At 70.3% G+C, this 25,976-nt stretch carries 25 protein-coding genes; 9 read left to right on the forward strand and 16 right to left on the reverse strand.

Going from position 1 to position 25,976, the window contains the following annotated elements:
* The first annotated feature begins 118 nt into the window (after nucleotides 1-118).
* Nucleotides 119-1,462 (forward strand): cell wall hydrolase, encoded by a 1,344-nt coding sequence (locus ETO60_RS09600; RefSeq protein ID WP_130005137.1) that lies wholly within the window; start codon nucleotides 119-121, stop codon nucleotides 1,460-1,462.
* A 30-nt stretch (nucleotides 1,463-1,492) separates the two neighbouring features.
* Here ETO60_RS09600 and ETO60_RS09605 read toward each other — a convergent pair whose 3' ends face one another.
* The 6 genes from ETO60_RS09605 to ETO60_RS09630 all read right to left on the reverse strand — a co-directional run bounded on the left by ETO60_RS09605 (nucleotide 1,493) and on the right by ETO60_RS09630 (nucleotide 7,578).
* Nucleotides 1,493-2,293: a universal stress protein gene (locus tag ETO60_RS09605; RefSeq protein ID WP_130005139.1), complete on the reverse strand. Its 801-nt coding sequence runs from the start codon at nucleotides 2,291-2,293 to the stop codon at nucleotides 1,493-1,495.
* Between the two features lie 110 nt (nucleotides 2,294-2,403).
* On the reverse strand, nucleotides 2,404-3,606 hold the full coding sequence (locus tag ETO60_RS09610; protein ID WP_130005141.1) for a type III PLP-dependent enzyme: 1,203 nt from the start codon (nucleotides 3,604-3,606) through the stop codon (nucleotides 2,404-2,406).
* A 177-nt stretch (nucleotides 3,607-3,783) separates the two neighbouring features.
* Nucleotides 3,784-5,019, reverse strand: coding sequence for a carboxynorspermidine decarboxylase (locus tag ETO60_RS09615; protein WP_130005143.1), 1,236 nt, complete (start codon nucleotides 5,017-5,019; stop codon nucleotides 3,784-3,786).
* Nucleotides 5,019-6,014, reverse strand: coding sequence for a peptidyl-alpha-hydroxyglycine alpha-amidating lyase family protein (locus ETO60_RS09620; RefSeq protein WP_234026430.1), 996 nt, complete (start codon nucleotides 6,012-6,014; stop codon nucleotides 5,019-5,021). The genes ETO60_RS09615 and ETO60_RS09620 overlap by 1 nt, the downstream gene beginning before the upstream one ends.
* On the reverse strand, nucleotides 6,011-6,367 hold the full coding sequence (locus ETO60_RS09625) for a DMT family protein (RefSeq protein WP_130005145.1): 357 nt from the start codon (nucleotides 6,365-6,367) through the stop codon (nucleotides 6,011-6,013). The genes ETO60_RS09620 and ETO60_RS09625 overlap by 4 nt, the downstream gene beginning before the upstream one ends.
* Complete coding sequence (locus ETO60_RS09630; RefSeq protein WP_130005147.1) at nucleotides 6,367-7,578, reverse strand: saccharopine dehydrogenase family protein; 1,212 nt, start codon at nucleotides 7,576-7,578, stop codon at nucleotides 6,367-6,369. The genes ETO60_RS09625 and ETO60_RS09630 overlap by 1 nt, the downstream gene beginning before the upstream one ends.
* Nucleotides 7,579-7,796: 218 nt before the next feature.
* Between ETO60_RS09630 and ETO60_RS09635 the strand changes: the two genes are divergently transcribed.
* The 3 genes from ETO60_RS09635 to ETO60_RS09645 are packed head-to-tail and all read left to right on the forward strand — an operon-like array spanning nucleotide 7,797 to nucleotide 9,685.
* Nucleotides 7,797-8,762 carry a threonine ammonia-lyase gene (locus tag ETO60_RS09635; protein ID WP_234026431.1) on the forward strand — a complete coding sequence of 322 codons (966 nt, stop codon included), beginning with the start codon at nucleotides 7,797-7,799 and terminating at the stop codon, nucleotides 8,760-8,762.
* Nucleotides 8,763-8,792: 30 nt separating this feature from the next.
* Entirely contained in the window at nucleotides 8,793-9,242 is a 450-nt protein-coding gene (locus tag ETO60_RS09640; protein WP_130005151.1) for an MAPEG family protein, read from the forward strand.
* On the forward strand, nucleotides 9,239-9,685 hold the full coding sequence (locus tag ETO60_RS09645; protein WP_390612770.1) for an MAPEG family protein: 447 nt from the start codon (nucleotides 9,239-9,241) through the stop codon (nucleotides 9,683-9,685). The genes ETO60_RS09640 and ETO60_RS09645 overlap by 4 nt, the downstream gene beginning before the upstream one ends.
* A gap of 7 nt (nucleotides 9,686-9,692) precedes the next feature.
* Here the strand turns inward: ETO60_RS09645 and trxB are convergent, their stop codons facing one another.
* From trxB to ETO60_RS09695, 10 genes are all read right to left on the reverse strand, one after another.
* Nucleotides 9,693-10,670 carry a thioredoxin-disulfide reductase gene (trxB, locus tag ETO60_RS09650; RefSeq protein WP_130005153.1) on the reverse strand — a complete coding sequence of 326 codons (978 nt, stop codon included), beginning with the start codon at nucleotides 10,668-10,670 and terminating at the stop codon, nucleotides 9,693-9,695.
* Nucleotides 10,671-10,724: 54 nt separating this feature from the next.
* Nucleotides 10,725-11,504: a tyrosine-protein phosphatase gene (locus ETO60_RS09655; protein ID WP_130005155.1), complete on the reverse strand. Its 780-nt coding sequence runs from the start codon at nucleotides 11,502-11,504 to the stop codon at nucleotides 10,725-10,727.
* A complete protein-coding gene (locus ETO60_RS09660) occupies nucleotides 11,501-12,889 on the reverse strand; it encodes an alpha,alpha-trehalose-phosphate synthase (UDP-forming) (RefSeq protein WP_130005157.1) in 1,389 nt (462 codons plus the stop codon). Before ETO60_RS09660 ends, ETO60_RS09655 begins: the two co-directional genes overlap by 4 nt.
* Nucleotides 12,886-14,688, reverse strand: a complete 1,803-nt coding sequence (locus tag ETO60_RS09665) for a glycoside hydrolase family 15 protein (protein ID WP_130005159.1) — start codon at nucleotides 14,686-14,688, stop codon at nucleotides 12,886-12,888. Before ETO60_RS09665 ends, ETO60_RS09660 begins: the two co-directional genes overlap by 4 nt.
* A complete protein-coding gene (gene otsB / locus ETO60_RS09670) occupies nucleotides 14,685-15,416 on the reverse strand; it encodes a trehalose-phosphatase (protein WP_130005161.1) in 732 nt (243 codons plus the stop codon). Before otsB ends, ETO60_RS09665 begins: the two co-directional genes overlap by 4 nt.
* Nucleotides 15,417-15,448: 32 nt before the next feature.
* The gene (locus ETO60_RS09675; RefSeq protein ID WP_130005286.1) at nucleotides 15,449-16,138 is read right to left on the reverse strand and encodes a retropepsin-like aspartic protease family protein; all 690 of its coding nucleotides are present in this window, start codon (nucleotides 16,136-16,138) and stop codon (nucleotides 15,449-15,451) included.
* A gap of 82 nt (nucleotides 16,139-16,220) precedes the next feature.
* Nucleotides 16,221-17,201 (reverse strand): L-histidine N(alpha)-methyltransferase, encoded by a 981-nt coding sequence (gene egtD, locus ETO60_RS09680; protein ID WP_130005163.1) that lies wholly within the window; start codon nucleotides 17,199-17,201, stop codon nucleotides 16,221-16,223.
* Nucleotides 17,198-18,487, reverse strand: a complete 1,290-nt coding sequence (gene egtB, locus ETO60_RS09685; RefSeq protein ID WP_130005165.1) for an ergothioneine biosynthesis protein EgtB — start codon at nucleotides 18,485-18,487, stop codon at nucleotides 17,198-17,200. Before egtB ends, egtD begins: the two co-directional genes overlap by 4 nt.
* Nucleotides 18,488-18,553: 66 nt before the next feature.
* A complete protein-coding gene (locus ETO60_RS09690; protein ID WP_130005167.1) occupies nucleotides 18,554-19,921 on the reverse strand; it encodes a class II 3-deoxy-7-phosphoheptulonate synthase in 1,368 nt (455 codons plus the stop codon).
* 58 nt (nucleotides 19,922-19,979) lie between these two features.
* Nucleotides 19,980-22,964, reverse strand: coding sequence for a M16 family metallopeptidase (locus tag ETO60_RS09695; protein WP_130005169.1), 2,985 nt, complete (start codon nucleotides 22,962-22,964; stop codon nucleotides 19,980-19,982).
* A gap of 105 nt (nucleotides 22,965-23,069) precedes the next feature.
* Here ETO60_RS09695 and ETO60_RS09700 point away from each other — a divergent pair, with 105 nt between their 5' ends.
* From ETO60_RS09700 to ETO60_RS09720, 5 genes are all read left to right on the forward strand, one after another.
* Nucleotides 23,070-23,648, forward strand: coding sequence for a NifU family protein (locus ETO60_RS09700; RefSeq protein ID WP_130005171.1), 579 nt, complete (start codon nucleotides 23,070-23,072; stop codon nucleotides 23,646-23,648).
* 13 nt (nucleotides 23,649-23,661) lie between these two features.
* Nucleotides 23,662-24,267 (forward strand): malonic semialdehyde reductase, encoded by a 606-nt coding sequence (locus tag ETO60_RS09705; RefSeq protein WP_130005173.1) that lies wholly within the window; start codon nucleotides 23,662-23,664, stop codon nucleotides 24,265-24,267.
* Between the two features lie 33 nt (nucleotides 24,268-24,300).
* A complete protein-coding gene (tsaB, locus tag ETO60_RS09710; RefSeq protein WP_130005175.1) occupies nucleotides 24,301-24,936 on the forward strand; it encodes a tRNA (adenosine(37)-N6)-threonylcarbamoyltransferase complex dimerization subunit type 1 TsaB in 636 nt (211 codons plus the stop codon).
* A gap of 20 nt (nucleotides 24,937-24,956) precedes the next feature.
* Nucleotides 24,957-25,418 (forward strand): GNAT family N-acetyltransferase, encoded by a 462-nt coding sequence (locus ETO60_RS09715; protein ID WP_234026432.1) that lies wholly within the window; start codon nucleotides 24,957-24,959, stop codon nucleotides 25,416-25,418.
* Nucleotides 25,419-25,532: 114 nt separating this feature from the next.
* Entirely contained in the window at nucleotides 25,533-25,976 is a 444-nt protein-coding gene (locus tag ETO60_RS09720; RefSeq protein ID WP_130005179.1) for a MucR family transcriptional regulator, read from the forward strand.

A 25,976-nucleotide genomic window follows, 5' to 3' on the forward strand; every position in this document is an offset into this window, starting at 1 on the left:
CGTTCTGTACCGAAACGGGCACGGTCTGCGGCCGATGTGGAACGAAGCGGCGGGTTGAGCTATTGAGCGGGTGCGGCCCGCTGGGGGCCACGCTGCCACGGCGCGCCCGAACTCTCGCATGACACTCGCACTCCGCAATGACCTGCCGCTCTACGGCGTGCTGCTCGCCCTCGCCGCGCTGTTCGCCGTGGCGGTGACTCTCGGCCGCGGCGATCGCGCCCTTGCGACGGCCGAGCGGACTGCGGGCAGCGCACCCGCCGATGTCGCGCCGGCGCTCGCGCCGCCCCTGTCGCCGGAGCTTGCCGCCCTGCCCGCATCGGCAGAGGACGATGCGGTCATCCTGTCGCAGCTTCCTCCCGACGATGCGCGGGCGCAGAATGCCCGCGTGCCCTTTGCGGCCAGCTGGCTGGCGCCGGCGCCGGCGTTCCGCTTCCGCGGCAGCGAGGCGGACCGGGTGCGCGCGCGCGAATGCCTCGCGCTCGCCGGCATGGCCGAAGCCGGGGGCGGCGACGCGGATCAGCGCGCCGTGATGCAGGTGATCCTGAACCGCGTCCGCCACCCGGCCTTTGCGCCCACGGTGTGCGGCGTCGTGTTCCAGGGGTCCGAAAGGGCCACGGGATGCCAGTTCACCTTCACCTGCGACGGTTCGCTGGCCCGGATCTATTCCGCCGCCGCATGGCGCGCCGCGCGGCAGCGCGCCGACGAGATGCTGGCCGGCGCGGTGTATGCGCCGGTGGGCAACGCGACGCACTACCACACCGACTGGGTCTTCCCCTGGTGGAGTCCCAAGCTCGACAAAATCGCGCAGGTGCGCACGCACCTGTTCTTCCGCTGGCGCGGCCATTTCGGCACCACCGCCGCCTGGACGCAGCGCTACAGCGGCGGCGAACCCGATCCGGCCGCCCTGCGCCTGAACGCGGCGGCGGTCGAGCGGGTGGACCTGACCCAGTTGCTGGCGGCTGGCGCAGCGGCGGGCGAAGGAACGCTCGCGCTGGCCGAGGAAGCGGCCCCGTCGGCGGCAGGCGGGCTGCGCTCTCCCAATCCGGGGGTCCATTATCTGCTGGTCGGCGCAGGCGACCGACCGGCGGCGCTGCTCGCCCGCGGCCAGGCGCTCTGCGCGGGCGAGGCGGCGTGCCAAGTGTATGGCTGGAACAGCGCCGCAGCGGCACCGGACACGCTGCCGCTGTCGGCCGACGCGCGCCGTCAGCTGCGGTTCTCCTACGCGCCGGGCAGCACAGGGCGGCGCGAGACGGTGTTCTACGACTGCGCCATGTTCCCCGCCGCGCCTCCGGGAACCTGTCTGCCGGGAACGGCCGCGGGGACAGCAAGCGCCCCGACGGCGCGCAGGAGCCGGTCGGAAACGGCACCGGCCGCCACGCCCTCTCCCGAAGCCGAGAGCCGGCTGCCGCAGGCCGGCACCCTCAAGGTGGACGCCGAGCCTGCCGGACAGCTGCTGCGCTAGCGAGCAGGGCCGCGCGCGGCCGTCGCGGGTTCAGCGCTTCGGCGTGACGAGGAGGATGTCGACGGGCAGGCTGCGCAGCAGGTCGCCCGCCGTGCTGCCGATCGTTGCCCGGCGCAGCGCGCCCTCCCCGTGCGATCCGATCACCACCAGATCGACCCGGCCGCGCTCCACCGCGTCCTGCAGCGCGGTGAGCGGCGGACCATAGGCGAGCTGCGGTTCGACCGCCGCCCGCGTCTGCGGCGACAGGGTGTCGAGGAATTCGTCGAACACTTTCTGCTCGGCCACGCGCATCCGCTCGCGCGCCTCGTCGCCGCTCTGCCACCCGTCAAACGGCAGGAACCAGGCATGCAGCAGCCCGATCCGCTGGTCCGGAAACAGGGAGACGGCGTGGTCGAGCGCGATGCGCGATGGTCCGTGAAGGTCGGTGGTGCCAAGGATGCGCCGGTATTCGCCGCGCGGCCGCTGCTTGACCACCAGCACCGGCGCGTCGGTCCGGCGCAGGACCTGGTCGACGGTCGAGCCGAGCACGTAGTCGAGGAACGAATTGTAGCGCGCCACGCCCAGCACGATGAGGCTCGCCCCCGCCTGCGTGGCGGCGGCGCAGATGAGGTCCGCCGGATCGCCGGTCCCGATGTGGAGACGGACTCCGTCGGCGCCGTGTGGCAGCGAGTCGCGGACCCGCTGCTCGGTCCGCTCGCGGTCCTCGTCGGGGTGGGCGGCGTGCACCACCACCACCTCCGTCCCCCACTGCGCCCCCAGCTGGAGCGCGCGGTCGACCGCCCGGTCGGCCCGCGGCTGCAGGTCGGTTCCCACCACGATTGGTCCGCGCATGTTCGTTCGCCTCCATCAGACCGCGTCGCCGCGCAGTCTTTCCGGAACGCGCGGTGCTTGGCAAGCGCTACCGGAGCGGCGACGGCCCGCGCCGGACCCTCGCCGCCGGTTCAGCGCAGGCTGACGACGTTGTCCGCCACCGGCCGCACGCGGCTGCCGTCGTAGAGGCTGGCCATCGGCTCGTCGGTGACGACGATGTGCGCCGCCGCGCCGAAGCCGTTGAAGGCCGTCTTCATCGCCGCACCATAGGCGCCCAGCATGCCGATCTCGATGTAGTCGCCGGCCTGGATGTCGCCGGGCAGCGGGAACGGCCCCTTCATGAAGTCCGCATCGTCGCAGGTCGGCCCGTAGAAGGAGAAGTCCTCCTCCGGGTCGATGAGGTCATCCTCCAGCGCCGCGACCGGAAACTTCCACGCGATGTGGGCCGCATCGAACAGCGCGCCATAGGCGCCGTCGTTGATGTACAGCTCGTTGCCGCGCCGCTTTTCCACCCGCACGATCAGCGAGTTGTACTCCGCCGCCAGCGCCCGCCCCGGCTCGCACCACAGCTCGGCGTTGTAGGCGATCGGCAGCGCTTCGAACTGGCGGTGGATGATGGCGAAGTAATCCTCCAGCGGCGGCGGCTCCATGCCCGGATAAACCGACGGAAAGCCGCCGCCGACATCGACCATGTCGATGACCACCGACGCCGCCGTGATCGCCACGCGGGTCCGCTCCAGCGCCTGCACATAGGCGAACGGCGTCATCGCCTGGCTGCCGACGTGGAAGCACACGCCCAGCCAGTCGCAATGCTGGCGCGTCTGCTGAAGCAGCGGTCCGGCATCGGCCAGATCGCAGCCGAACTTGGCCGCGAGGCTCAGCTCGGAATATTCGGACGAGACGCGCAGCCGGACGAGCAGGCGCAGATCGGTCGCGGGATTGCCCTGACTGTCGCGGCAGGCGTCGACGATCTTCTCCAGCTCCTCGGGCGTGTCGAGGGTGAAGGTGCGGCAACCGTGTTCGTGATAGGCCTCGCGGATGGCGGACGGCGCCTTCACCGGGTGCATGAAGCACAGCTCCGCCTCCGGCAGCGTGGCGGCGACGAGACGCACCTCGGCGATCGAGGCGACGTCGTAATGCGTCACCCCGTTGGCCCACAGCACCCGCAGCAGATCGGGCGACGGGTTCGCCTTGACCGCATAGAGCACCCGCCCCGGGAACTTCTCCACGAAGAAGCGGGCGGCGCGCGCGGCGGCGTGCGGGCGGTTCAGGATCACGGGCTCGTCCGGCCGGAGGGCGCGGACTACGGACCGGGCGTCAGGATACTCGTGCAACTCAAGGGACCCCCTACGGTTCAGTGCGACAAAGCTGCCTTGCGGTAAGGAAGTCCCCTGGGGCAGCGGAAGCGGGCATATAAGGCCCGCCCCGTTAATCGCAACTGAAAAAGGAAACCCGTGCGCACCCCCGGCGGCGATTTGCGCCGCCAAGGCGCGAAGGGGCTGCCTCGCCGCTCAGCTCAACCTGTCGCGGAAGTCCTCGTAGCCGAACGCCTTGACCTGCTCGAGCGCATCCGTGTCGCTGTCCCACAGCCAGATCGAGGGAAGCGGCACCCCGTTGAAGGTGTTGGTCTTGACCATCGAATAATGCGCCTGGTCGAGAAAGGCGATCCGGCTGCCCGGCTCGGCCGGCACCGGCAAATGATAGTCGCCGATCACGTCGCCCGCGAGGCAGGACGGCCCGCCCAGCCGCACCGCGCCGCCCGCACCCGAAGCGCCGGGCCGCTCCAGCAGGTCCGCGCCTTCCGCCGCGCCGCCGGCGCCCGGCGGATCGACCTCGCCCAGCATGGCCGGGCGGTAGGGCGCCTCGATCACGTCGGGCATGTGGCAGGTGGCCGAGATGTCGGTGATCGCCACCCTCTGCCCGTTGTAGCCCACGTCGAGCAGGGTGCCGACGAGGATGCCCGCGTCCAGCGCCACCGCCTCGCCCGGTTCGAGGTAGATGTCGGCGCCCGTATCCTCCCGCGCGTCGCGCAGGAACTCGACCAGCTCCTCGCGCTGGTAGTCGGCGCGGGTGATGTGATGCCCGCCCCCCATGTTGATCCATTTGAGCTGGCCGAAATACGGCTCGATGGCGTCGAACACCGCGTCCCAGGTGCGCAGCAGCGGCTCCAGGTCCTGCTCGCACAGATTGTGGAAATGGATGCCCTCCACCCCTTCCATCGCCTCCGGCGTGAGCTGGTCGAGGGGAAAGCCCAGCCGCGAACCGGGCGAGGACGGATCGTAGCGCGGCACCTCGCCGGTCGGCACCTGCGGATTGACGCGCAGGCCGACATCGAACCGCTGCCCCTCGCTGCGTGCCTGGTCGAGGATGACGGCCGAGCGGCGCATCTGGCCCGGCGAATTGAAGATGACATGGTCCGACAGGCGGCAGATCTCCGGCAGGTCGCCCGGCTTGTAGGCGGCGCAGTAGGTCGAAATCTCGCCGTCGTAGAACTCGGACGCCAGACGCGCCTCCCACAGGCCCGAGGTGCACACCCCGTCGAGATACTCGCCGATCAGGGGCGCAACGCTCCACATGGAGAACGCCTTGAGCGCCAGCAGCACCTTGCAGTCCGCCGCGTCGCGGATGTCGGCAAGCACGCGCAGATTGGCCCGAAGGCGTGCCGCGTCCACCACGAAGGCGGGCGAGTCGACGCGCGACAAGTCGAAGCGGGCAAAGGCGCCCGGATCGCCGGCTCTGGTTTCCATCAGCGTTCCCCTGTTTCCGGAAGGCGGAACCGCACCACCCGGTTGCCGCGATGGTCCGCCATGTAGAGCGTCCCGTCGGGGCCCGCAGCGAGATCGTGGCCAAGGCTCGCTTTCTCTCCGGCAAGGCCGACATCGTAGCTGGCAAGCAGGTCGCCGCGCGGCGAGCGGACCCGCAGGATGGCTCCCGTCCGGTTCTCCCTGTCGCGCCCCTCCAGCGTCACGACCCGCCCGTCGGGCAGCGGCCGGACGGCATAGACATGCCCGCGGCCGGGCGCCTCCCAGCGTTCAAGCGGCCGGCCGTCGGCCGCGAACACCTGCACCCGACCGTGCTCGCGGTCGGCGACCAGCACTCGCCCGCCGTCGGCGGCGATCGCATGGGGAAGGTCCAGCAGCCCGTCGCCGCGCCACTCCTCCACATAGCGTCCGGAGCGGTCGAACACCGCCACGCGGTCGTTGACGTATCCGTCGGCGACCAGCACCCGGTCGCCGTCAAAGGCCACATCGGCAGGACGTCCGAACCCCGCCGCGCCCGTTCCCGCGCGTCCGCGCACGCCGAGAGCCAGCTCCAGACGACCCTCGTGCGAGAACTTCAGCACCTGTTCGCGGGCGACATCGGTGATCCACACCGCATCCTCCGCGTCGACCGAAAGACCGTGCGGCATGACCATCTCGCCGGCACCCCAGCGCGCCAGCAGCGCCCCGCTCGCCGCATCGAACATGTGCACGGTCGGCTGCGGAATAGGCGCCTCGGGAAACGGCTCGACCCAAGGACGGCCGGCGCGGTGCAGCACGAACAGATGGCCATGACCGTCGATGTCGAGCGCGCTCACCTCGCCGAAAGCGTCGGCGGAGGAGAGCTGGAGCCAGCGGTCATCGACCGCCAGCCGCGCAGGCGCCTCGCGCGGGGGCGATGCGGTGCACGCGGTCATGAGCGCGGCAACGGCGCCCACGGCGCCAAGGACGCGCACCGCCGCGCCCGTCGAGGTTCCTGTCACCCGAGCGGCGCCTTAAACACGAGGAAGGCGCCGGCGGCGATGAAGGCGAAGCCCAGCAGCTGGCTCGGCCCCGGCCGCTCTCCGAACAGCGCCCAGGCGACGAGCACGAAGGTCGACAGCGACAGCACTTCCTGGATGGTCTTCAGCTCGGCCAGCGAATAGGCGGCCGCGCCGATGCGGTTGGCCGGCACGGCAAGGCAGTATTCGAAGAAGGCAATCCCCCACGCCACGAGAACGGCCGCCCACAGCGCCCGGCCCGGCGTCTTGAGGTGGCCATACCAGGCAAGGTTCATCAGCACGTTGGACCCGGCGAGCAGCGCCACCGGCGTCCACAGCACCCAGCCCGGCTGCATCAGAACGGCACCGGTCCGTCGAGTTCCTTGACCTGCCACGGCAGGCCGTGGGCGTTCAGCATGTCCATGAACGGATCGGGATCGAGCTGCTCGATGTTGAACACGCCCTCACCGCGCCAGATGCCCTGCACCATCAGCGCGCTGCCGATCATCGCCGGAACGCCGGTGGTGTAGCTGACCGCCTGGTTGCCGGTTTCCCGGAACGCGTCTTCGTGGTCGCAGATGTTGTTGATGTAGAACGTCTTCTCGCCCGACCCGTCCAGCGCCTCGCCGGTGGCGATGACGCCGATGTTGGTCTTGCCCTTCGTCGTCTCCCCCAGCGTTTCCGGCTTGGGCAGCACGGCGGCGAGGAATTGCAGCGGGATGATCTCGCGCCCCTGGAACGCCACCGGCTCGATCGAGGTCATGCCGACGTTCTGCAGCACGGTGAGGTGGGTGATGTACTGGTCGCCGAAGGTCATCCAGAACCGCGCCCGTTCCAGTTCGGGCACGAACTTCGCCAGGCTTTCCAGCTCCTCGTGATACATGAGATAGGCGTTGCGCCTGCCCACGCCCTCGAAGTCGAACTCGGTTTTGACCTGCATGGCGGGCGTTTCGACCCACTGGCCGTTCTCCCAATGGCGGGCGGGCGCGGTCACTTCGCGGATGTTGATTTCCGGGTTGAAGTTGGTGGCGAAGTGCTGGCCATGGTCGCCGCCGTTGCAGTCGAGGATGTCGAGTTGGCGGATGGTCCTGAGCTTGTGCTTCTTGAGCCACATGGTGAAGACGGAGGTGACGCCGGGATCGAACCCGCTGCCCAGCAGGGCCATGATGCCCGCCTCGCGGAAGCGGTCGTGATAGGCCCACTGCCACTTGTATTCGAACTTCGCCTCGTCCTTCGGCTCGTAGTTGGCGGTGTCGAGGTAATCGACCCGCGTTTCCAGACAGGCGTCCATGATCGGCAGGTCCTGATACGGCAGGGCGAGGTTCACGACGAGCGACGGCTGCACCCGGCGGATGAGGTTGACCATGGCCGGCACCTCCTCGGCGTCGACCTCGTAGGTGTGGATGTCGACGCCGGCGCGTTCCTTCACCGAGCGGGCGATGGCATCGCATTTGGCCTTGGTCCGGCTGGCGAGATGGATGTCGGTGAAGATGTCCGGGTTGAAGGCCATCTTGTGCACGCACACGCTGCTGACGCCGCCGGCGCCGATCACCAGAACTCGTGACATCCTTTACCCGATCCTTCCGAAAGCCCGCGCCAGCGGGGATGCGCTGTTCCCCGGTTCCCTTACGCAAATGCGCCGGGCGGGCAAGGTATCCGCGCCCTTTCCCCTGGCCGCGGATTGCGGCAAGCGGGTGCCATGCCCTGCCCTGCCCCTCTGCCCGCCCGCTGCCGTCCTTCCCCGTACCGCAGGCCGCGCCCGTCTCCGGCATCGGGGCGCGGCCGGTGAGCGGCGGGCGTCTGCCGACCCGCGCCGGAGTCGAGGCCGCCGCCGAAGCGGTCGCCGCGCTCCTTGCCCCCACGCCGCTGCTGCCGGTGGAGATCGGGGGCGTGCGGCTGCACACGAAGGCCGAGGTGCTGCAACCCGTCGGCTCGTTCAAGATCCGGGGGGCGTGGTGGCGCCTCGCCAACCTGGCGCCCGAGGAGCGGGCACGCGGCGTCATCGCCGTGTCGAGCGGCAATCACGCGCAGGGCGTTGCCTGGGCCGCCCGGCGCCTCGGCATTCGCGCGGCGATCGTCATGCCGCGCGACGCGCCGCGGGTGAAGCTCGAGGCGACGGCGGCGCTGGGGGCGGAACTGGTGCTGTACGACCGGCCGGGGGAAGACCGTGACGAGGTGGCCGCGCGCGAAGTCGGACGGCGCGGCGCGGTGCTGGTCCACGCCTTCGCCGATCCGTGGGTCATCGAGGGCCAGGGCAGCGCGGGCGTGGAGATCGCGGCGCAGCTCGGGCGGGCGCCGTCGCGGCTGGTCGTGTGCTGCGGCGGCGGCGGGCTGGCGGCGGGACTGTCGCTCGCCTGCCCCGGCAGCGCGGTCCATGTGGTCGAGCCGCAGGGCTGGGACGTGGTCGCCCGCGCCGTGGCCGCGGGCGCGATCGTCCGCGCGCCGCCCGATGCGCCGGCGACGATCTGCGACGCGCTGCGCCCGGATGCGACCAAGCCGCTGAATCTGGCTCTGCTGCGCGGGCGGATCGAGCCGGGCGTGACCGTCACCGATGACGAGGTGCGCGCGGCGCAGCGCTTCGCCTTCGCCCGCCTGCGGCTGGTGCTGGAGCCGGGGGGCGCGGCCGCGCTGGCGGCGGCGCTGGCGGGCAAGGTGCCGCTGGACGCCGACACGGTGATCATGCTGACCGGCGGCAACGCCGATGCGGACAGTTTCGCCCGCACACTGGCCGAGGGATCGGCGGAGCGGTAGAAGCAGGGGGAACACAGGGGGAGAACGAGGATGCAGGCGCAGATGCTCGCACCGGCCGCGGTGCTGATCGCGTGGTCGCTGGTGATGCTGTTCTGGATGGCCGGTGCCCGCGGGGCCGGAATGCGCAAGATGCAGCGCGGCCTCGCCGCCGCACGGCCCGGCGGACGGGGACAGGATCTGGAAGGGGTGCTTGACGACCGGGTGAACTGGAAGGCGCACAACTACATGCACCTCATGGAGCAGCCGACGATCTTCTACCCGGCGGTGATCATCCTCGCCATCCTCGGCGCGGCACCGGGCGACGTGCTGATGGGGTGGATCTATGTCGGCCTCAGGATCGCGCATTCCGTCTGGCAGGCCACGGTCAACACGCTGCCGGTGCGGTTCACCCTGTTCCTGCTCTCCACGCTGGCGCTGATCTATCTCGCGGCGCGCTGCATCGCCGCCACGGTCTTCGCCGGCCCGACGGTGCTGGCATGAGCGTGCCGGGCATGGTCGGCGCGGCCGTCCTGCAACCCGTGGCGGCGCTGCTCGTATGGACGATGGTGATGTGGGTGTGGATGTATGCGACGCGCCTTCCGGCGATGGCCCGCGCCGGCGTCGACCCGGCCGCGCTCGGCCGCGGGGACACGGCGCGCACGCTGGACGCGGCGCTGCCGGCCGAGGTGCAGTGGAAGGCGCACAACTACAACCATCTCCACGAGGCCCCGACGCTGTTCTACGCCGTCGCGCTGCTGCTGGCCTTCACCGGCTACGGCGACGGGCTGAGCGCGTGGCTGGGCTGGGCCTATGTCGCCCTGAGGGTCGCCCACTCGCTGGTGCAGGCGACCGTCAACCGTGTGCCGCTGCGCTTCGCCCTGTTCGCCCTGTCGACGCTGGTGCTCATGGCGCTGATCGCGCGGGCCGTGGCGGCCGTGTTCTGAACGGCTGCTACTCCGCCGCCTCGGCGTGCCCCGTCTCCCGGTCGAACTCCAGCCCCTGCAGGAAACGCTCCGCATCGAGCGCGGCCATGCAGCCGGTCCCCGCCGCTGTCACCGCCTGGCGGTAGATGTGGTCCATCACGTCGCCGCAGGCGAAGACGCCGGGAATGGCGGTTCGCGGCGTGCCGGGCTCCACCACGATGTAGCCGTCCTGCAGTTCCAGCTGACCGGCGAACAGCTCGGTTGACGGCGCATGGCCGATGGCCACGAACGCCCCGTCGACCGGCAGCGCGCTCGTCTCGCCCGTCACCGTGTCGCGCAGGTTCAGGTGCGTCAGCCCGCCTTCCGCAGGATCGCCGGCAAAGCTGTCGACCGCCTTGTTCCAGAGCACCTTGATCCTGGGATTGGCGTGCAGCCGTTCCTGAAGGATGCGCTCGGCCCTCAACGAATCGCGCCGGTGGATCAGCGTCACGTCATCCGAGTGGTTGGTGAGGTACAACGCCTCCTCCACCGCCGTGTTGCCGCCGCCGATGACGGCAACCTTCCTGCCGCGGTAGAAAAAGCCGTCGCAGGTGGCACAGGCGGACACCCCCTTGCCGTTCAGCTCCATCTCGCCCGGCACGCCCAGCCACTTGGCCTGCGCGCCGGTGGAGATGACCACCGTGTCGGCGATGTACTCGTCCCCGCTGTCGCCGACGGCCCGGAACGGACTGCCGTTGGTCAGATCGACCCTGACAATGGTGTCCCACACCATCCGCGCGCCCACGTGCTCGGCCTGGGCCTGCATCTGCTGCATCAGCCACGGACCCTGGATCACGTCGGCAAAGCCGGGGTAGTTTTCCACGTCCGTGGTGATCGTCAGCTGCCCGCCCGGCTGCAGCCCCTGCACCACGATCGGCGCCAGCATGGCGCGCGCGCCGTAGATCGCGGCGGTCAGTCCGGCGGGACCGGAGCCGATGATGAGCATCTTGGTGTGGTGGGTGGCCATCGTTCTCTCGTTGCTGCTGCTGCGGCGGCGATATGGGGCCGCACGCCGCGTCTGTCACGCCAGCAGCCGTTCGCGCAAGCGCCGGCGGTCGGCGTCGCTGACGCCCAGCGGGCGGGCGATCAGGTCGTCGAGCGAACCTGCGCCGGCCCTGACCTCGTCACGAAAGGCGTCGAGATAGTCGCCGCGCACGCCCAGCAGCGCCTCCACCGCGGCGGGCGGCAGCGGGCCATGCCGCTGTTCCAGCGCGCGAAGCGACTGGCTGCGCAGAACGCCCATGGTCGGCGCGGCGTTGGTCAGCAGGAACTCTGCGCGCTGGTCATCCTCGGACACGCCGAGGATGTGAAGGAGCAGCGTCACCGCGATGCCCGTCCGGTCCTTGCCCGCGAAGCAATGCACCAGGCTGGCTCCGTCGCAGGCGGCCGCCGCGCGCAGAAAATCGCCCAGCACCGCGTGCATGGCAGGATTGTGCGGGATGCGGCGATACAGCGCGATCATGCGGTCCACCGCCTGCGCCTCGCTCATTCCTGCTGCCGCCGCGGCCAGATGCGGGGGTGCGTTGCTGGTCTCGCCGTCGAAGAACACCACCGCCCCTCTCCACGCCGGCGGACGGCGGCACGGGTGGCGTTCACGCTCGGCATTGCCGCGAAGGTCGATGACCGTGCGGATGGACAGGGCGTCGAGCCGGGAAAGATCGGCATCGCTCGCGCCGACATGCTGGCCGGAGCGGTAGAGCAGCCCGCGGCGCACATGGCCATGCGCGCCCGCCGGCCACCCGCCATAGTCGCGGAAATTGTGCACGCCATCGAACGGCAGGAAGCGGGCCAGCGCGTTCATGGCGACCCGTCTCCCTCGAGGTCGGTGCAGAAATCCGCCGCCCAGCGCTGCACCGTCTGGGCGCGCACGCTGGCATGCATCGCCTCCCAGCGTGCGCGCCGCTCCTCCAGCGGCATGACCCGGGCGCGGTTGATCGCATGGGCAAGTTCGTCCGGGCTGTGGGGGTTGACGAGCATGGCGTCGGTGAGCTGCTGCGCCGCGCCGGCGAAGCGCGAGAGGATCAGGACTCCGGGATCGGCCGGATCCTGCGCGGCGACATACTCCTTCGCCACGAGATTCATGCCGTCGCGCAGGGGCGTCACCAGCCCGATCTTCGCCGCCCGGTAGAACCCGTACAGCTCGGCGGCGGAATGGCCGCGGTTGACGTAGCGGATCGGCACGAGGTCGATCTCGGAAAACTCGCCGTTGATCCGCCCCGTCTTGCGTTCCAGCGTCTCGCGGATGGTCTGGTAGCTTTCGACATCCTGACGGCTGGGAGGGGCGATCTGGATGTAGACGAGCTGGCGGGCGGCCGACGGGTCATCCTCGAACAGGCGCGCGACACCGTCCATCCGCTCGGGCAGACCCTTGGAGTAGTCGAGCCGGTCGACGCCGATCATCGCCACGCGGTGCCGGGTGCTCGACAGCATCCGCTGCTCGGCCTGGCGAGCCTCGCCGGTCTGTCCCTGCTGGGTGAAGTGGTCGTAGTCGATGCCGACCGGATACGTCCGCACCAGCATCGAGCGGTCGTCCAGCGTCACCCTGCCGGTGTCGCGGTCGACGGCGGCCTTCAGTTCCTCGGCACAGTAGTCGAGGAAGTTGTCGCGCCACATGTCGCTCTGGAACCCGACGACGTCATAGGCGAGAAGCGTGCGGAAGAGACGCTCGTGATAGGGCAGCGACGCCAGCAGGTCGGCCGGCGGGCACGGGATGTGCAGGAAGAACCCCATCCGGTTGCGCAACCCTTGCGCGCGCAGCTGCTCGCCCAGAGGGATGAAGTGATAGTCGTGGACCCAGACGGTGTCGTCGCTGCGGATGAGCGGCGCCGCGGCGCGCGCGAACAGCGCGTTGACCCGTTCGTAACCTTTCGCCGTCTCCCGCTGGAACTGCGCCAGATCGACCCTGTAGTGGAACAGCGGCCAGAGCGTCGCATTGGCATAGCCGTTGTAGTAGGCGTCGACATCGGCGTGGCTGAGGTCGAGCGTGGCGGTCGTCACCTCGTCCGCCGTGGTCACGTGAGGCTGCGCGTCCGGCTCCTCGACGGCCTCCCCCGACCAACCGATCCACAGCCCGCGGCGGGCGCGCAAGGCGGCGTGGAGCGCGCCCGCCAGCCCGCCCTGGGCACCGGGCACACCCGCGCTCGTGGCCGAGGCGACCCGGTTCGAGAGCACCACCAGCCGGCTCACCGCACCTCCCTCCATGGGCGCGACAGCAGCACCGCGCCGTTGATCACGCCGACCAGCGAATAGGTCTGAGGGAAATTGCCCCAAAGCTCGCCGGTGCGGTAGTCGAGATCCTCGGAGAGGAGGCCCGACGGGGTTGCGTGCGCCAGAATGGAGCGGAACAGCGTCTCGGCCTCCGCCCTGCGGCCGGTGAGCGCCAGGGCCTCGATCAGCCAGAAGGTGCAGACGTTGAATGCAGTCTCCGGCGCGCCGAAATCATCCTCCTTCGCATAGCGCAGCATGTGATCGCCCCGGCGCAGCTCGCGCTCGACGGCGGCGAAGGTGGCGGCGAACCGCGCGTCGTCGGGCGCGGCGAAGCGCAGTTCGATCATCTGGAGCAGGCTCGCATCGAGATAGTCGCTCTCGAAGCTCGCCTTGTAGTGCCCTTCACCCTCGACGCCGGTCCAGGCGCGCGCGTCGATCGCCTCGCGGATCCGCTCCGCCCGCCCGCGCCACAGCTCGGCGCGCTCGCTCCTGCCAAGGTGCTCCGCCACATTGGCGAGACGGTCGCACGCCGCCCAGCACATCAGCGCAGAATAGGTGTGGACCTCGGTGCGGGTGCGGAACTCCCACAGCCCCGCGTCGGGCTGGTCGTGCATCTCCCAGGCCCGCTCGCCCACGCGTTCAAGATGGGCGAAGTCGTGTTCACCCGCCATGCGGAGCAGCCGGCGGTCGAAGAAGGCCTGTGCGGTCGGCAGGACGATCTGCCCGTAGCAGTCGTGCTGGACCTGGAGATAGGCCGCGTTGCCCCGGCGCACCGGCCCCATCCCGCGATAGCCGGCCAGCGCGCCGGCGGTCTCCTCCTCGAGCCGGCTTTCGCCCATGACGGAGTAGAGCGGCTGGATGTTGCCGCCTTCGGCCGCATCGACGATGTTCCGCAAGTAAGCGAGGTATTTCTCCAGCACGTCCAGCGCGCCCAGCCGGTTGAGCGCCTGCACCGTGTAATAGGAGTCGCGCAGCCAGCAGTAGCGGTAGTCCCAGTTGCGCTCGCTGTGCGGCGCCTCGGGGATGGAGGTGGTCAGCGCGGCGACGATCGCGCCGGTCTCCTCGTGCTGGCACAGCTTAAGGGTGATGGCGCAGCGGATCACCTCCTCCTGCCAGTCGAGCGGAATGGCGAGGCTGCGCACCCACAGTTTCCAGTAGCGCGCGGTCATCGCCTCCATCTCCCGCACGCGCATGCCGATGTTGCCGACGAACGGTTCGTCGGGGCCGAGGAAGAAGTGAAGGTCGTTCTCCACCCTCAGCCAGCGCTGCTCCAGCACGGAGCCGACCGGCGCGTCCGTCGTCAGCCGCATCGGGTACTCGTGGGTGAGGAAACGGATGTGGTTGGAGCCGTAGGTGAACTCGGCCCGCGCCGCCCCGTACCGGGCCATGGGCGTGATCACCATCCGCAGGCGGGGACTGCCGGCGACTGCGCGGATGGTGCGGGCCAGGGCCACGGGGCGGTAGATCCGGCCGGCGTTCTCGAACCGGGGCGCGAAGTCGCGCACCTCGACCGCGCTGCCGTCCGCCGCCTCCAGCCGGGTCACCAGCAGCGCCGTGTTGCGCTCGTAACGCTGGCTGACCGCCGTCTGGTGCTCCAGCTCGACGCGCCAGATGCCGTCGTCGCGGTTGTCGCCGTTCATCAGCGCGCAGAAGACGGGATCGCCATCGACGCGCGGAATGCAGGCCCACACCACCGCGCCGCTGGCGTCGACAAGGGCGCTGGCCTGGCAATTGCCGATCGGCCACAGGTCGAGGGTCGGCCGGAAGCCGCCGTTCATGAGCCGAGCCAGTCGAGCACGGCGGCAACTCCCGGAAGCGCAAAACGGGCCGAGGCGCTTTCCCGTTCGCCCACCGCGATGCCGAACCCGCCCAGCGCCGCCGCCGCCGCGAAGCCGTCCTCGTCGGTGACATCGTCCCCGAGGAACACCGGCATCGATCCGGCGAACGGCCGGCGCCCCATCAGCGCGGCGACCGCGCTGCCTTTCGTGCCGTCGGGCACCCGCACCTCCACCATCATCTTGCCGCCCTGCACCGCCAGATCGGCCTGCCGCCCGACCGCATGGGCCAGGGCCAGCGCCTCCTCGCCGTGCTCGGGCGCCTTCCTGAAGTGGAGACCAGCGGCAAGGGGCTTGTGTTCCACGATCACCCCGCTGCGGGTGTCGGCAAAGGCGCGGAAGGCGCGGTCGACCGTGTCGAGAATGAGGGGACGGGGCCGGCGCTCCGGCTCCCCTCCCGGCCACAGCAGTTCGCTGCCATGTGTGCCGGACAGCACGTGGTCATGCAGGCCCGCGTCGCGCAGCCATTCGACCGAGCGCCCGCTCACGACGGCCAGCCGCCCGTCGAGCCGCCGGGCCGTGTCGGCGAGCCGGGCGAACAGTTCTTCGGGCAGCCGCACCTCGTCCGGGCCGGGCGCCAGCTCGACCAGCGTTCCGTCGAAATCGAGAAACAGCGACACGGGCCGCGCGGCGAGCAGCGCATCGAGAGCAAGCGGCGGCGGAAGCGGCATCGACGGCGCTTTGCCGTCCCGCCGCCGGCCCGTCAAACGGGTTCGGAGCCGGCGTCGCTCTCTTCGGCCACGTCGCGCGCCGCCGGAGTCAGGATGAGCGTGTTGTCGCGCACCTGCCAGCTTTCGAGGCGCGACAGGAAGTTCATCCCCAGCACGTTCGTCTGGCCGAGGCTGGGGGCGATCACCGCGTCGATGCTGCGCGCCTCGATGTTGCCGAAGGCGAGCGCATCGATGCGGGTCAGATCGGCCGCGACCGCACCGTTCGCGGTCACGATCCGCACCGGCAGACCACCCTGCCGCGGCTCGAGGCCGGCGCGCGCCGCGAGATCGGCCGACACCGCCGTCAGCGTCGCGCCGGTGTCGACGAGAAAGCGCGCGCGCTCGCCATTCACGTCGGCGGTGATCCAGAAATGGCCGTCTGGAGAAAGCCGGATGCGGGTCTCGTCCCCTTCCACCACCTGCCGCTCGACGCCAAGACCCGACCGCACCAGTCCCATGCGCGGATCGACCTGGGCCATCTGCAGGATGACCGTCAGCAAAATGCCGGCCAGAGCCAGCGTGCTGGCAAAGCTGAGCACGCCGCCAAAGGGCACGCGCGCCCGGACGAGCCGCGTGCCGAGCCATCCGCAGACCACGGCCAGAAAGGTCGCGATCAGCAGCTCCGTCGAGCCGATGCCGTCAAGCCGGTCGAGCCAGCGTCCCAGATCCAAGTCGCGCGCCATCATGCGCCCCTAACATGGGGGCGTTTGCACCAAGCTGAACCCTTGCGCGGCGAGGTTGCCGATTTTCCCTTGCGGCGGGAGCTTACGGAGCGGCCGCCGGCTGCGCGGCGCGGGCCAGCACCACGGCGAACGCCGCGCCGGTGTCCGTCCAGCGGTGCAGCGGCTCCCAGCCTCCGGCCCGGAGCATGAAGTCGCCGCTTTCCGGGGTGAACTTGTAGCTGTTCTCCGTGTGGATCGTTTCGCCCGCCTGCATCGCGAAGCCATGGCCCGCCACGGTGAACGCCAGCGGCTCCACCGCCTCAAGATGCATCTCGATGCGGCTGCTGTGCGCGTTCCAGCGCGCGCGGTGGCGCAGCGCGTCGAGCGGCAGGTCGCCGTCCAGCTCGCGGTTGATCCGCCGCGCAAGGTTGAGGTTGAACCGCGCCGTCACGCCGGCGGCATCGTCATAGGCAGCCTGCAGCACGTCGGCGGACTTGACGAGATCGAAGCCGATCAGCAGCAGCGGCGCCGCCCCCTCCCCGTCCGGTGCCGCGGCGAGCGTGCCGGCCATCGCCCGCAGCAGGTCGACCGCCGCGGCAGGCGCGAGATTGCCGATGGTGGAACCGGGAAAGAAGCCGAGACGCGGTGCGCCGCCGATCTCTCCGGGCAAGGCGACGGGGCGGGTGAAATCCGCCTCCAGCGGCAGCACGGGAAGGTCCGGGAACAGCGAGCGGAGCTGGCGCGCCGCCTCCCGCAGGAACGGGCCGGAGATGTCGATCGGCACATAGGCCGACGGGGCGATCGCCCCGAGGACGAGCGGGGTCTTGGCCGAACTGCCCGATCCGAACTCCACGACCGCCGTACCGGGCGGGACGTGCAAGGGCAGTTCCGCGGCGGCGCTGCCGAGGATCTGCCGCTCGGTGCGGGTCGGGTAATATTCGGGAAGCTGCGTGATCTCCTCGAACAGAGCCGACCCCGCGTCGTCGTAGAGCCAGCGCGCCGGCACGGCCTTCTGCGGCCGGGAAAGCCCCGCGAGGACATCGGCCCGGAACGCGGGATCGGCGCCGCCGCCCTCGCGGCTCAAAGGTCGCGCGCCAGACGGACGCCGGTGAACTGCCAGCGCTGATGGGGATAGAAGAAGTTGCGGTAGCTTGGCCGCGAGTGTCCGCGCGGCGTGGCGCAGCTCGCACCCTTGAGGACGAACTGCCCGGCCATGAACTTGCCGTTGTACTCGCCAACGGCGCCCGGCGCGGCCCGGAAACGCGGATGCGGCAGGTAGGCGGAGCGTGTCCACTGCCAGCAATCGCCGAACAGCGACGTTCCGCCCTGCGGCAGCGGCGCCCCCGCTCCGTCGAGCTGGTGACCTCCGGCAGGATCGGCGTCGCGGCCGATCGCTTCCCATTCGGCCTCGGTCGGCAGCCGGTGCCCCGCCCAGGCGGCAAACGCGTCGGCCTCGAAGTAGGAGACATGCGTGACCGGGCGCTCCGGATCGACGGGACGCCATCCGGCAAGGGTGAACTGCTCCCACCCCGCATCGCTGCGGCGCCAGTAGAGCGGAGAGCAGACGCCATGCTCCCGCACCCAGGCCAGCCCGTCGGCAAGCCACAGGGCCGGATGCGCCGCGTATCCCCCGTCATCCATGAACGCCAGCCACTCGCCGCAGGTGACGAGCCGGTTGCGCATGGCGAACGGCTGAAGCAGGTGCGCGTGCGCCGGCCCTTCATTGTCGAAGGCGAAACCGTCCCCTTCGTGACCGACGCGCACCGTTCCGCCTGGGTGCGAAAGCCATTCCGCTTCAGCGGCATCGGCCTGCGGAGCGCACGGAGACACATCCGCCCACAGCGCCGGGCCGAGCGGATTGCGGAACAGCGCGTGCTGGATGTCCGTGAGCAGCAGTTCCTGGTGCTGCTCCTCGTGGGCGATCCCCAGCGCCACAAGGGCGTGGCAGCGCGGGTCGCCGAGCAACGGCTCCATCGCCGCGCTGACATGGTGCCGGTAATCGAGCACCTCATCGAGCGACGGCCGGCTCAGGAGGCCGCGGTCGGCCCTCGCCAGCCGCGCCCCTTCCGCCTCGTAGTAGGAGTTGAACAGAAAGGCCCAGCCCTCGGCGAAGGGGCGGTATCCCGGCACATGGTCGCGCAGCAGGAAAGTCTCCCAGAACCATGTGGTGTGCGCGAGGTGCCACTTTGCCGGCGAGGCGTCGGGCATCGACTGGATCGTGGCGTCGGCATCCGACAGCGGCGCGGCAAGCGCCTCCGTCATCTGGCGGGTCCGGCGGAACCGGTCCGCCAGCACAGCGCCCTCGTCCGCCGGGTCGGCGTGCGGACGGGAGAGCGGCGGCACTCCGGGAGGGCAGGCATGTGCGCGCATCCGGAGTCCGGCGTATCAGCCCCGGACCGGCGAGGCAACCGGCGCTGGACATGGGGCCGGGGCGGGTCAGGCGGCGTCGCGCGACCGGTCCGCGGCCTGCGCGTTGAGCATCTCGGCCAGCAGGAAGGCAAGCTCGAGCGACTGCGCCGCGTTCAACCGCGGGTCGCAATGCGTTTCGTATCGGGTTTTCAGCTCGTCGTCGGTGATGGCGACAGCGCCGCCGATGCACTCGGTCACGTCCTGCCCGGTCATCTCGACATGGATGCCGCCGGCATGCGTGCCCTCGGCCCGGTGGACGCGGAAGAAGCCGCGCACTTCGCGCAGCACCCGGTCGAACGGACGGGTCTTGTAGCCGCTCGACGAGGCGACGCTGTTGCCGTGCATCGGATCGCAGCTCCACACGACCGGATGCCCGTCCTGCCGCACCGCCCGCACCAGCCGGGGCAGCAGCTCCTCGACCTTGTCGGCGCCCATCCGGATGATGAGCGTGATGCGCCCCGGAACACGGGCGGGATCGAGGATGGCGAGCAGGCGCAGAAGATCGTCGGGGTCGGTCGCCGGGCCGCATTTGATCCCCAGCGGATTGCCGATGCCGCGGGCAAACTCCACATGCGCCGACCCGGCAAAGCGCGTGCGGTCGCCGATCCACAGCATGTGGGCGCTCGTGTCGAACCATTCGCCAGTGTCCGGCTCGCGCCGGGTCATGGCCGCCTCGTAAGGGAGCAGCAGAGCCTCGTGGCTGGTGAAGAAGGCGGTGCTGCGCAGCTGGGGCACGTTGTCCGGATCGACGCCGCAGGCTTCCATGAAGTCCAGCGCCTCGCTGATGCGGTCGGCAAGGTCGTTGAACCGCTCCGCCCAGCGGCTGCGGGCCATGAAGTCGAGCGTCCAGCCATGGATACGCCGCAGGTTGGCATAGCCGCCCCCCGACAGCGCGCGCAGCAGGTTGAGCGTGGCCGCGGCCTGAAGGTGGGCGCGCACCATGCGCGCCGGATCGTTGCGCCGGGCCTGCGCATCGAATGCCAGCCCGTTGACGTTGTCGCCGAAATAGCTCGGCAGGGTGACGCCGTCGCGGGTTTCGGTCGGCGCGCTGCGCGGCTTGGCGAACTGCCCCGCCATGCGGCCGACCTTCACCACCGGTCGTTTCGAGGCGAAGGTGAGCACCACCGCCATCTGCAGGATGACGCGGAAGGTGTTGCGCACATTGTCGGGGTGGAACTCGGCGAAGCTCTCGGCGCAGTCGCCGCCCTGCAGCAGGAACGCCCGGCCTTGCGCGACTTCCGCCAGCCGCTCACGCAGCTCCCGGGCCTCGCCCCCGAAGACGAGCGGAGGGTAGTTGGACAGCGTCCCGACGACGGCGGACAGCGCCTCCGCATCCTCGTAGTGCGGCAGGTGGCGCGCCTCGAAGGCGGTCCAGCTGTGGGGATGCCAGCTCATCGGCAGAACCGCCTCGCAGGCTGCGCCCGGACCGCGCCGGACGCATGCGGACGCCCGCTCACCGCCCGGTTCCTGCCGCGCCGGCAGCAGGTGCCGCCGCTCCCTGCCCGTGCCGCACCGCCAGCGCCTCTCCTTCGGGGAGAACGGCGACCTTCACCGCGCGGTCGGCGGCAAGGAAACGGGCGGCGAGACGGTTCATCGCCTCGGGCGTGGTGCGCGAGTAATCGTTCACCACGGACCGCATCAGCCCGAACAGACGCGGATCGCGGGTGGCCCCTTCCAGCTGCATCATCCAGAACGCATTGCCGGAGGTGACGCGGGTGATCAACTGGCGCAGCGGCTCCGTCACCAGCGCCAGCTCCTCGTCCGAGGGAGGAGCGCTGGCAAGTTCCGCCGCGATGCGTTCCGCTTCCTCGAAGAAGACCGGCACATCCTGCGAGCGCAGCTGCGCCGCCGCGACGATCCGCCCCCCCGTCGCCGCGTCGGCGGGCCAGGTGTTCCCCACCGAGGGCGAGTAGCTGGCGCCGAGCCGCTCGCGCAGCGCTTCGAACAGGCGGTTGTTGAACAGCTGGGTCAGGATCTCGAGCTGCCGTCCGGTGCGCAGCTCCTCGACGCCGCCGCCCGTGTTCCACGCCATCACCGCGGCTGCCTGACCCCGCTCGCCGCGATGGGTCAGCACCACCGGCGCGCCTGTTCCACCCGTCACCGCCGGCGGGGTCGCGGCCGGCGTCGCCGCCGGGCGCGGCGCGAGGGCGCCGAAGGTGCGGCGCAGGCTCTCCACCGCCGCGGCCTCGTCGAAGTCGCCGAAGATGAGCACCTCCACCGGCCCCGAGGCCAGCACCGGCTCCCATGTCGCGCGGAAGGTTTCGGGTGTCACCTGCTCCAGCGTGGCCGGAGCGGGACTGGCGAAGCGCGGATCACGGCCGCGCAGCACCCATTCGAGGTCGCGCTGCAGCACGCCGGCCGGGCTGGTGCCGAGACTCGCATAGGCAAGCTGCGCCGCGGCGCGGGCGCGCAGCAGGGGGTTGGGATCCCAGCGCGGCATCGCCAGCTTGGCGGCGAACAGGTAGAGCTGGTCCGCGAGATCGTCGCGGCGCGTCTGCGCCGAGAAGCTGAACGATCCCTCGCCGATCTCGAAGTCGAAGCCCATGCGGCGCCCGGTGCTGATCCGGTCCAGCTCCTCCTGCCCGAGCGTGCCGAGCCCCATGCCGATCAGCGCCGCCTTGCCGAGCGCCACATTCGCGCCGGCCTCGGGAGCGAAGGCGCCATAGCCGGCGCCGAAGCGCACCTTCACCGTCACCCGGCCCGGTTCCTCCGGCGTGGACCACAGCAGCGCCTTGACGCCGTTCGCGAACTCGACCTGATTGATCGACAGCAGCCCGGTCGGCTCCTGCCGCACCACCCTGCCGGGTTCGCCGATGGCCGGCAGATCGTCGAAGCGGATGGCGGACGCGTCGAGGCGCACGTTCGCGGCCGGTGCCGCCGGCGCGGCCAGCGCCGTGCGCAGGGCGGCAGCGGTCGCCTCGTTCGCCGCCGGCGTGACGAGCGCCGCGCGCAGGACCGTGCCCGTGAACAGCGCCCGCGTGTGCCGCAGCACGTCCTCGGGCGTCACCCGGTCCTTCATGCCGGAGAACACCGCCAGAACCGTGTCCGGGGACGCCACCGTCTCGCGGATGTCGACCGCCTGCACAACCTGGTCTGCAAGCGTGGCGCCGGGCAGCACCTCGCTCTGCTCCACGCTGCTGCGGAAGCCGATCTCCAGCTCGGCGATTTCGCGCTCGAGCTCCTCCCGGCTGGGGGGAGTGGCCAGCGCGTCGGCGATAACGCCCCGCACGTCGCTCAGCGCGCCGCGCCAGTCGGCGCCCAGCGGCGCGAGGGTGACAAAGGTCGCGTCCGCCGACCGGCTGACGTCGTCCTGCTGCACCTGCGCATACAGGAAGCTGCCACCCGCCCGCGCACGGGCCTCCAGCCGGCGGTTGATCAAGGCCTGGGCCAGGGCGTCGACGAGCAGACCCTCGTTGTAGGCGATCGTGTCCTGCACCGGCCGCCACGGCCGCAGGACGGCGTAGGTCAGCGTGCGCGGCAGATCCGGCTCGACGATCACGCGGGTTTCGCCGACCGGCGGGTTTCCGCGCGCGCCGCGCGGGGGCCGCGGGTCGCCGAACGAAGGGGCGGCAACCGCGACGCCGGGCACCCGCCAGTCGGCAAACGCGCTTTCGAGCGCCGCGGCCATGACGAGCGGATCGAGGTCGCCGGCAACGACGATCACGGTGTTCTCGGGCCGGTACCAGCGCGCGTGGAACGCCTGCAAGGCGCGCGGTGTGGCGCGCCGCAGGGTTTCTTCGGTGCCGATCGGCACTCGGCTGGCCAGCCGCTGACCGGCAAACAGCGTCTCGCGCGTGGCGCGCCCCGCGCGCAGGGCCGGACCCTGGCTTTCGCGCATCTCGGCCAGCACGATCGGCAGTTCCGCGGCGATGTTGCCTTCGGAAAGCACCGGCTCGCGCACCATGCCCGACAGCAGCCGCACGCTCTCGCGCAGCTTGTCGGGCGTGATGGCCGGCAGGTCGAGCTTGTAGACGGTCTGCGTCGGCGTCGTCTCGGCATTCGTGTCGCTGCCGAAGGTCGCGCCGAGCCGCTGCCATGTGGGGATGGCCTGCCCCGGACCCAGATCGCGGCTCTCGCGGAACAGCAGGTGTTCGATGAAGTGGGCAAAGCCGCGCTCGTCATCCGCCTCGTGCAGGCTGCCCGCGTCAATGCGGACGCGGATCGCCACCTGGCCCGGCGGCACCCCGTTGCGGCGCACGGCGTAGCGCAGCCCGTTGTCCATTCGCCCGAACAGCCATTCCGGGTCGCGGGGAACGTCGCTGCCCTCGTACAGCCACGGAATCGCGTCGGCAGGCTGAAGGAAGCGGGGAGCCGCCTGTTCGGAGCGCGCGGACGGCGCCGGCTCCACAGCCTGCTGCGCCACCAGTGGCGGAGCCAGAAGCGCAAGCGCCGGAACGAGAAGGGCGAGGCGGCGCAGCGCGCGGGGCAGCAGGGTCATGGAGCCGCATATAGGTCAGCCTGCCGTGAAGGGCCAGTGAACACGGCCACCGGCTTGCGGCGCGCATCCCTTGTCCGGCAACAAAGGCCCGCCTACATCGCCGCCATGTACATCGAGACGCAGCCCACGCCCAATCCGGCGAGCCGCAAGTTCCTGCCCGGACAGCAGGTGATGCCGTCCGGGACGCGGGAGTTCGCCAGCCCGGAAGCCGCCACGGCCTCGCCGCTGGCGCAGGCCCTGTTCGATACGGGCGAGGTCGTGAACGTGCTGTTCGGACACGATTTCGTGACGGTCACGGCGGCACCGGGGGTCGACTGGGCGACGCTCCGCCCCGAAGTGCTGGCCGTTCTCCTCGATCATTTCGTCACCGGCCAGCCCCTGTTCCGCAACGAGGGTGCCGCCGCGATCGCGGTGCCGGCAGAGGACGAGCCGGTGGTCGAGGACGATCCCGCCGACGCGGAGATCATCGCCCAGATCCACGAACTGCTGGAAAGCCGGGTGCGTCCCGCGGTGGCCGGTGACGGCGGGGACATCCGGTATCGCGGCTTCAGGGACGGCGTGGTGTATCTCGCGCTCCAGGGCGCGTGCTCGGGCTGCCCGTCGTCCACCGCGACGCTCAAGCATGGCATCGAAGGGCTGCTGAAGCACTACATCCCCGAAGTCGTCGAAGTCCGGGCCGCCTGAAGGACGAGCGCAGATGAAGCAGTATCACGACCGGCCGGTGGACGACGCCGTGCTCGACCAGCTGTTCCTGGAGGCGCGCAGCTACAATGGCTGGCTGGACCGGCCCGTCTCCGAGGCGCAGATCCGCCGCCTCTACGATCTGATGAAGATGGGGCCGACCTCCGCCAACATGCAGCCGTCGCGGCTAGTCTGGTGCGTGTCGCCCGAAGCGCGCGAGCGGCTGGCGCGCCATGCGATCGAGAGCAACCGGGCGAAGATCGTCACTGCTCCGGTGTGCGTGGTGATCGGCTTCGACCGGGATTTCCACGAACAACTGCCGTGGCTCTTTCCGCATACGGACGCACGCAGCTGGTTCGCCGATGATCCCGACGGGCGCGTGGTCGGCGCACGGCGCAACTCGGCGCTTCAGGGGGCCTATCTCATGCTGGCGGCGCGCGCTTTGGGGATGGACTGCGGCCCGATGTCGGGCGTCGACCTCGACGGGGTGACGCGCGAATTCTATGCCGACCAGCCCCGCGTGGAGGCCGACTGGATTTGTTCCATCGGCTATGGCGATCCGGCGTCGGTGTTCGGGCGCAGCCCTCGCCCCGAGTTCGAACGCTTCAACCGCGTGCTGTAGGCCGCGGGGCATCGGGGTGGCGCAGCAGAGTCGATGCTGACCGGTCGCACGCTGGTGATCGAGACGGCGACCGAGGCGTGCTCGGTTGCTCTCCTCGATGACGGTCAGGCCGTGGCGGACCGTCACGAGGTGCTGGGCCGCGGCCATGCCGAGCGCCTGGTGCCGCTGATCGCCCTGCTGCCCGAGCGCGGCCGCGCGGACCGCGTGCTCGTCTCGCTGGGGCCGGGAAGCTTCACCGGCACCCGGATCGGCATCGCCGCGGCGCGTGCCCTCGGCCTTGCCTGGCGGGTGCCGGTGCGCGGCTTCGCCACTCTGCAACTCGTCGCCGTGTCCGCCCGCGCACTGGTTGACGCCCGCGCCTTCACCGTGCTCATGGCGGCAGGACACGGCGAGTCGCATCTTCAGCGCTTCGCCGACGGCGGCGCCGTCGACGCCGAACCGCTGCTGCTGCCCACGGCGGAGGCGCTGGTTCTGTGCCACGGCGCGCTGGTTGTCGGCAACCAGGCCGAGATCGTCCGCGCCGCTGGTGCCGCGACGGAGGCGGTGTTCGTCCTGCCCCGCGCCAGCGATGCCGGATCCCTTTTGCCTTCGGCCCTCCTCGAGACGACAGCGCCGATCTACGGCCGCCCGCCCGATGCGCGTGCGCGCTCGAACGGGACGGCCGGATGATGCGCCGCGTGGAGGCTATCATGGCGGTCATGGACCGCGCCTTCGATCCGCGCTGGGGCGAGGCATGGAACGCGCGGCAGGTCGCCGATGCCCTCGCAACGCCCAACACGCACAGCCTGCTGGCGGCGCCTGACGGCTCCGTCGCGGAGGATGGCGTCGACGTGGAGCAGCATCCCGCGGGTTTCCTCCTCTCGCGCGCGGCGGGGTCGGAGGAGGAGCTTCTCCTGCTCGGCGTCGCGCCGCCCTTCCGCAACCGCGGCATCGGCCGGGCCCTCGTCACCCGGTTCATCGCCGAGGCCAGGCTGCGCGGCGCCGAGAAGCTGTTTCTCGAGATGCGCGTGAACAACGAGGCGGACCGCTTCTACCGCCAACTCGGTTTTGTCCCAATCGGGCGCAGACCATCTTATTACCGGATTTATTCGGGCGGGTATCTTGATGCGACGACTTTCGTGTACGATCTTGTCGATCGTCATGACGCATAGATCCTGCGTGATGACCTAAGGGGCGCAGATCATAAACAGAACAGGGCTGACTGACATCGCATCGGGTCGAATGGGCGTTGTCGGCATCAAAGCCTTGAAGGAGAAGCAGATCAGATGAATTCCACCGATACAGAAGGCGGCGACATGCTTGTCACGCTGACAGCAGAAATCGTCGCCGCGCATGTCAGCCACAACAGCACCGCTGTCGACGAAGTGCCGCAGCTTATCCGCGCTGTTCATGAAGCCCTGAGCGATCTTGGCAAGCCGCAGCCGCCGCTGGAAGAGCCGCTGGAGCCGGCGGTGCCGATCCGCTCGTCGGTCAAGCCCGATTACATTGTCTGCCTTGAGGACGGCAAGAAGCTGAAAATGCTCAAGCGCTATCTCAAGAGCAAGTACGACATGACTCCCGAGCAGTACCGGGAACGCTGGAACCTTCCGGCCGATTACCCGATGGTCGCGCCGAACTATGCGGAAACGCGGCGTGATCTCGCCAAGAAGATCGGCCTCGGGCGCAAGCCGGGGCAGAAGCAGGGCGGCCGCAAGCCGGCGAACGGCTGA

This window comes from Qipengyuania thermophila (genome assembly GCF_004153605.1).
GTDB lineage: Bacteria > Pseudomonadota > Alphaproteobacteria > Sphingomonadales > Sphingomonadaceae > Qipengyuania_B > Qipengyuania_B thermophila.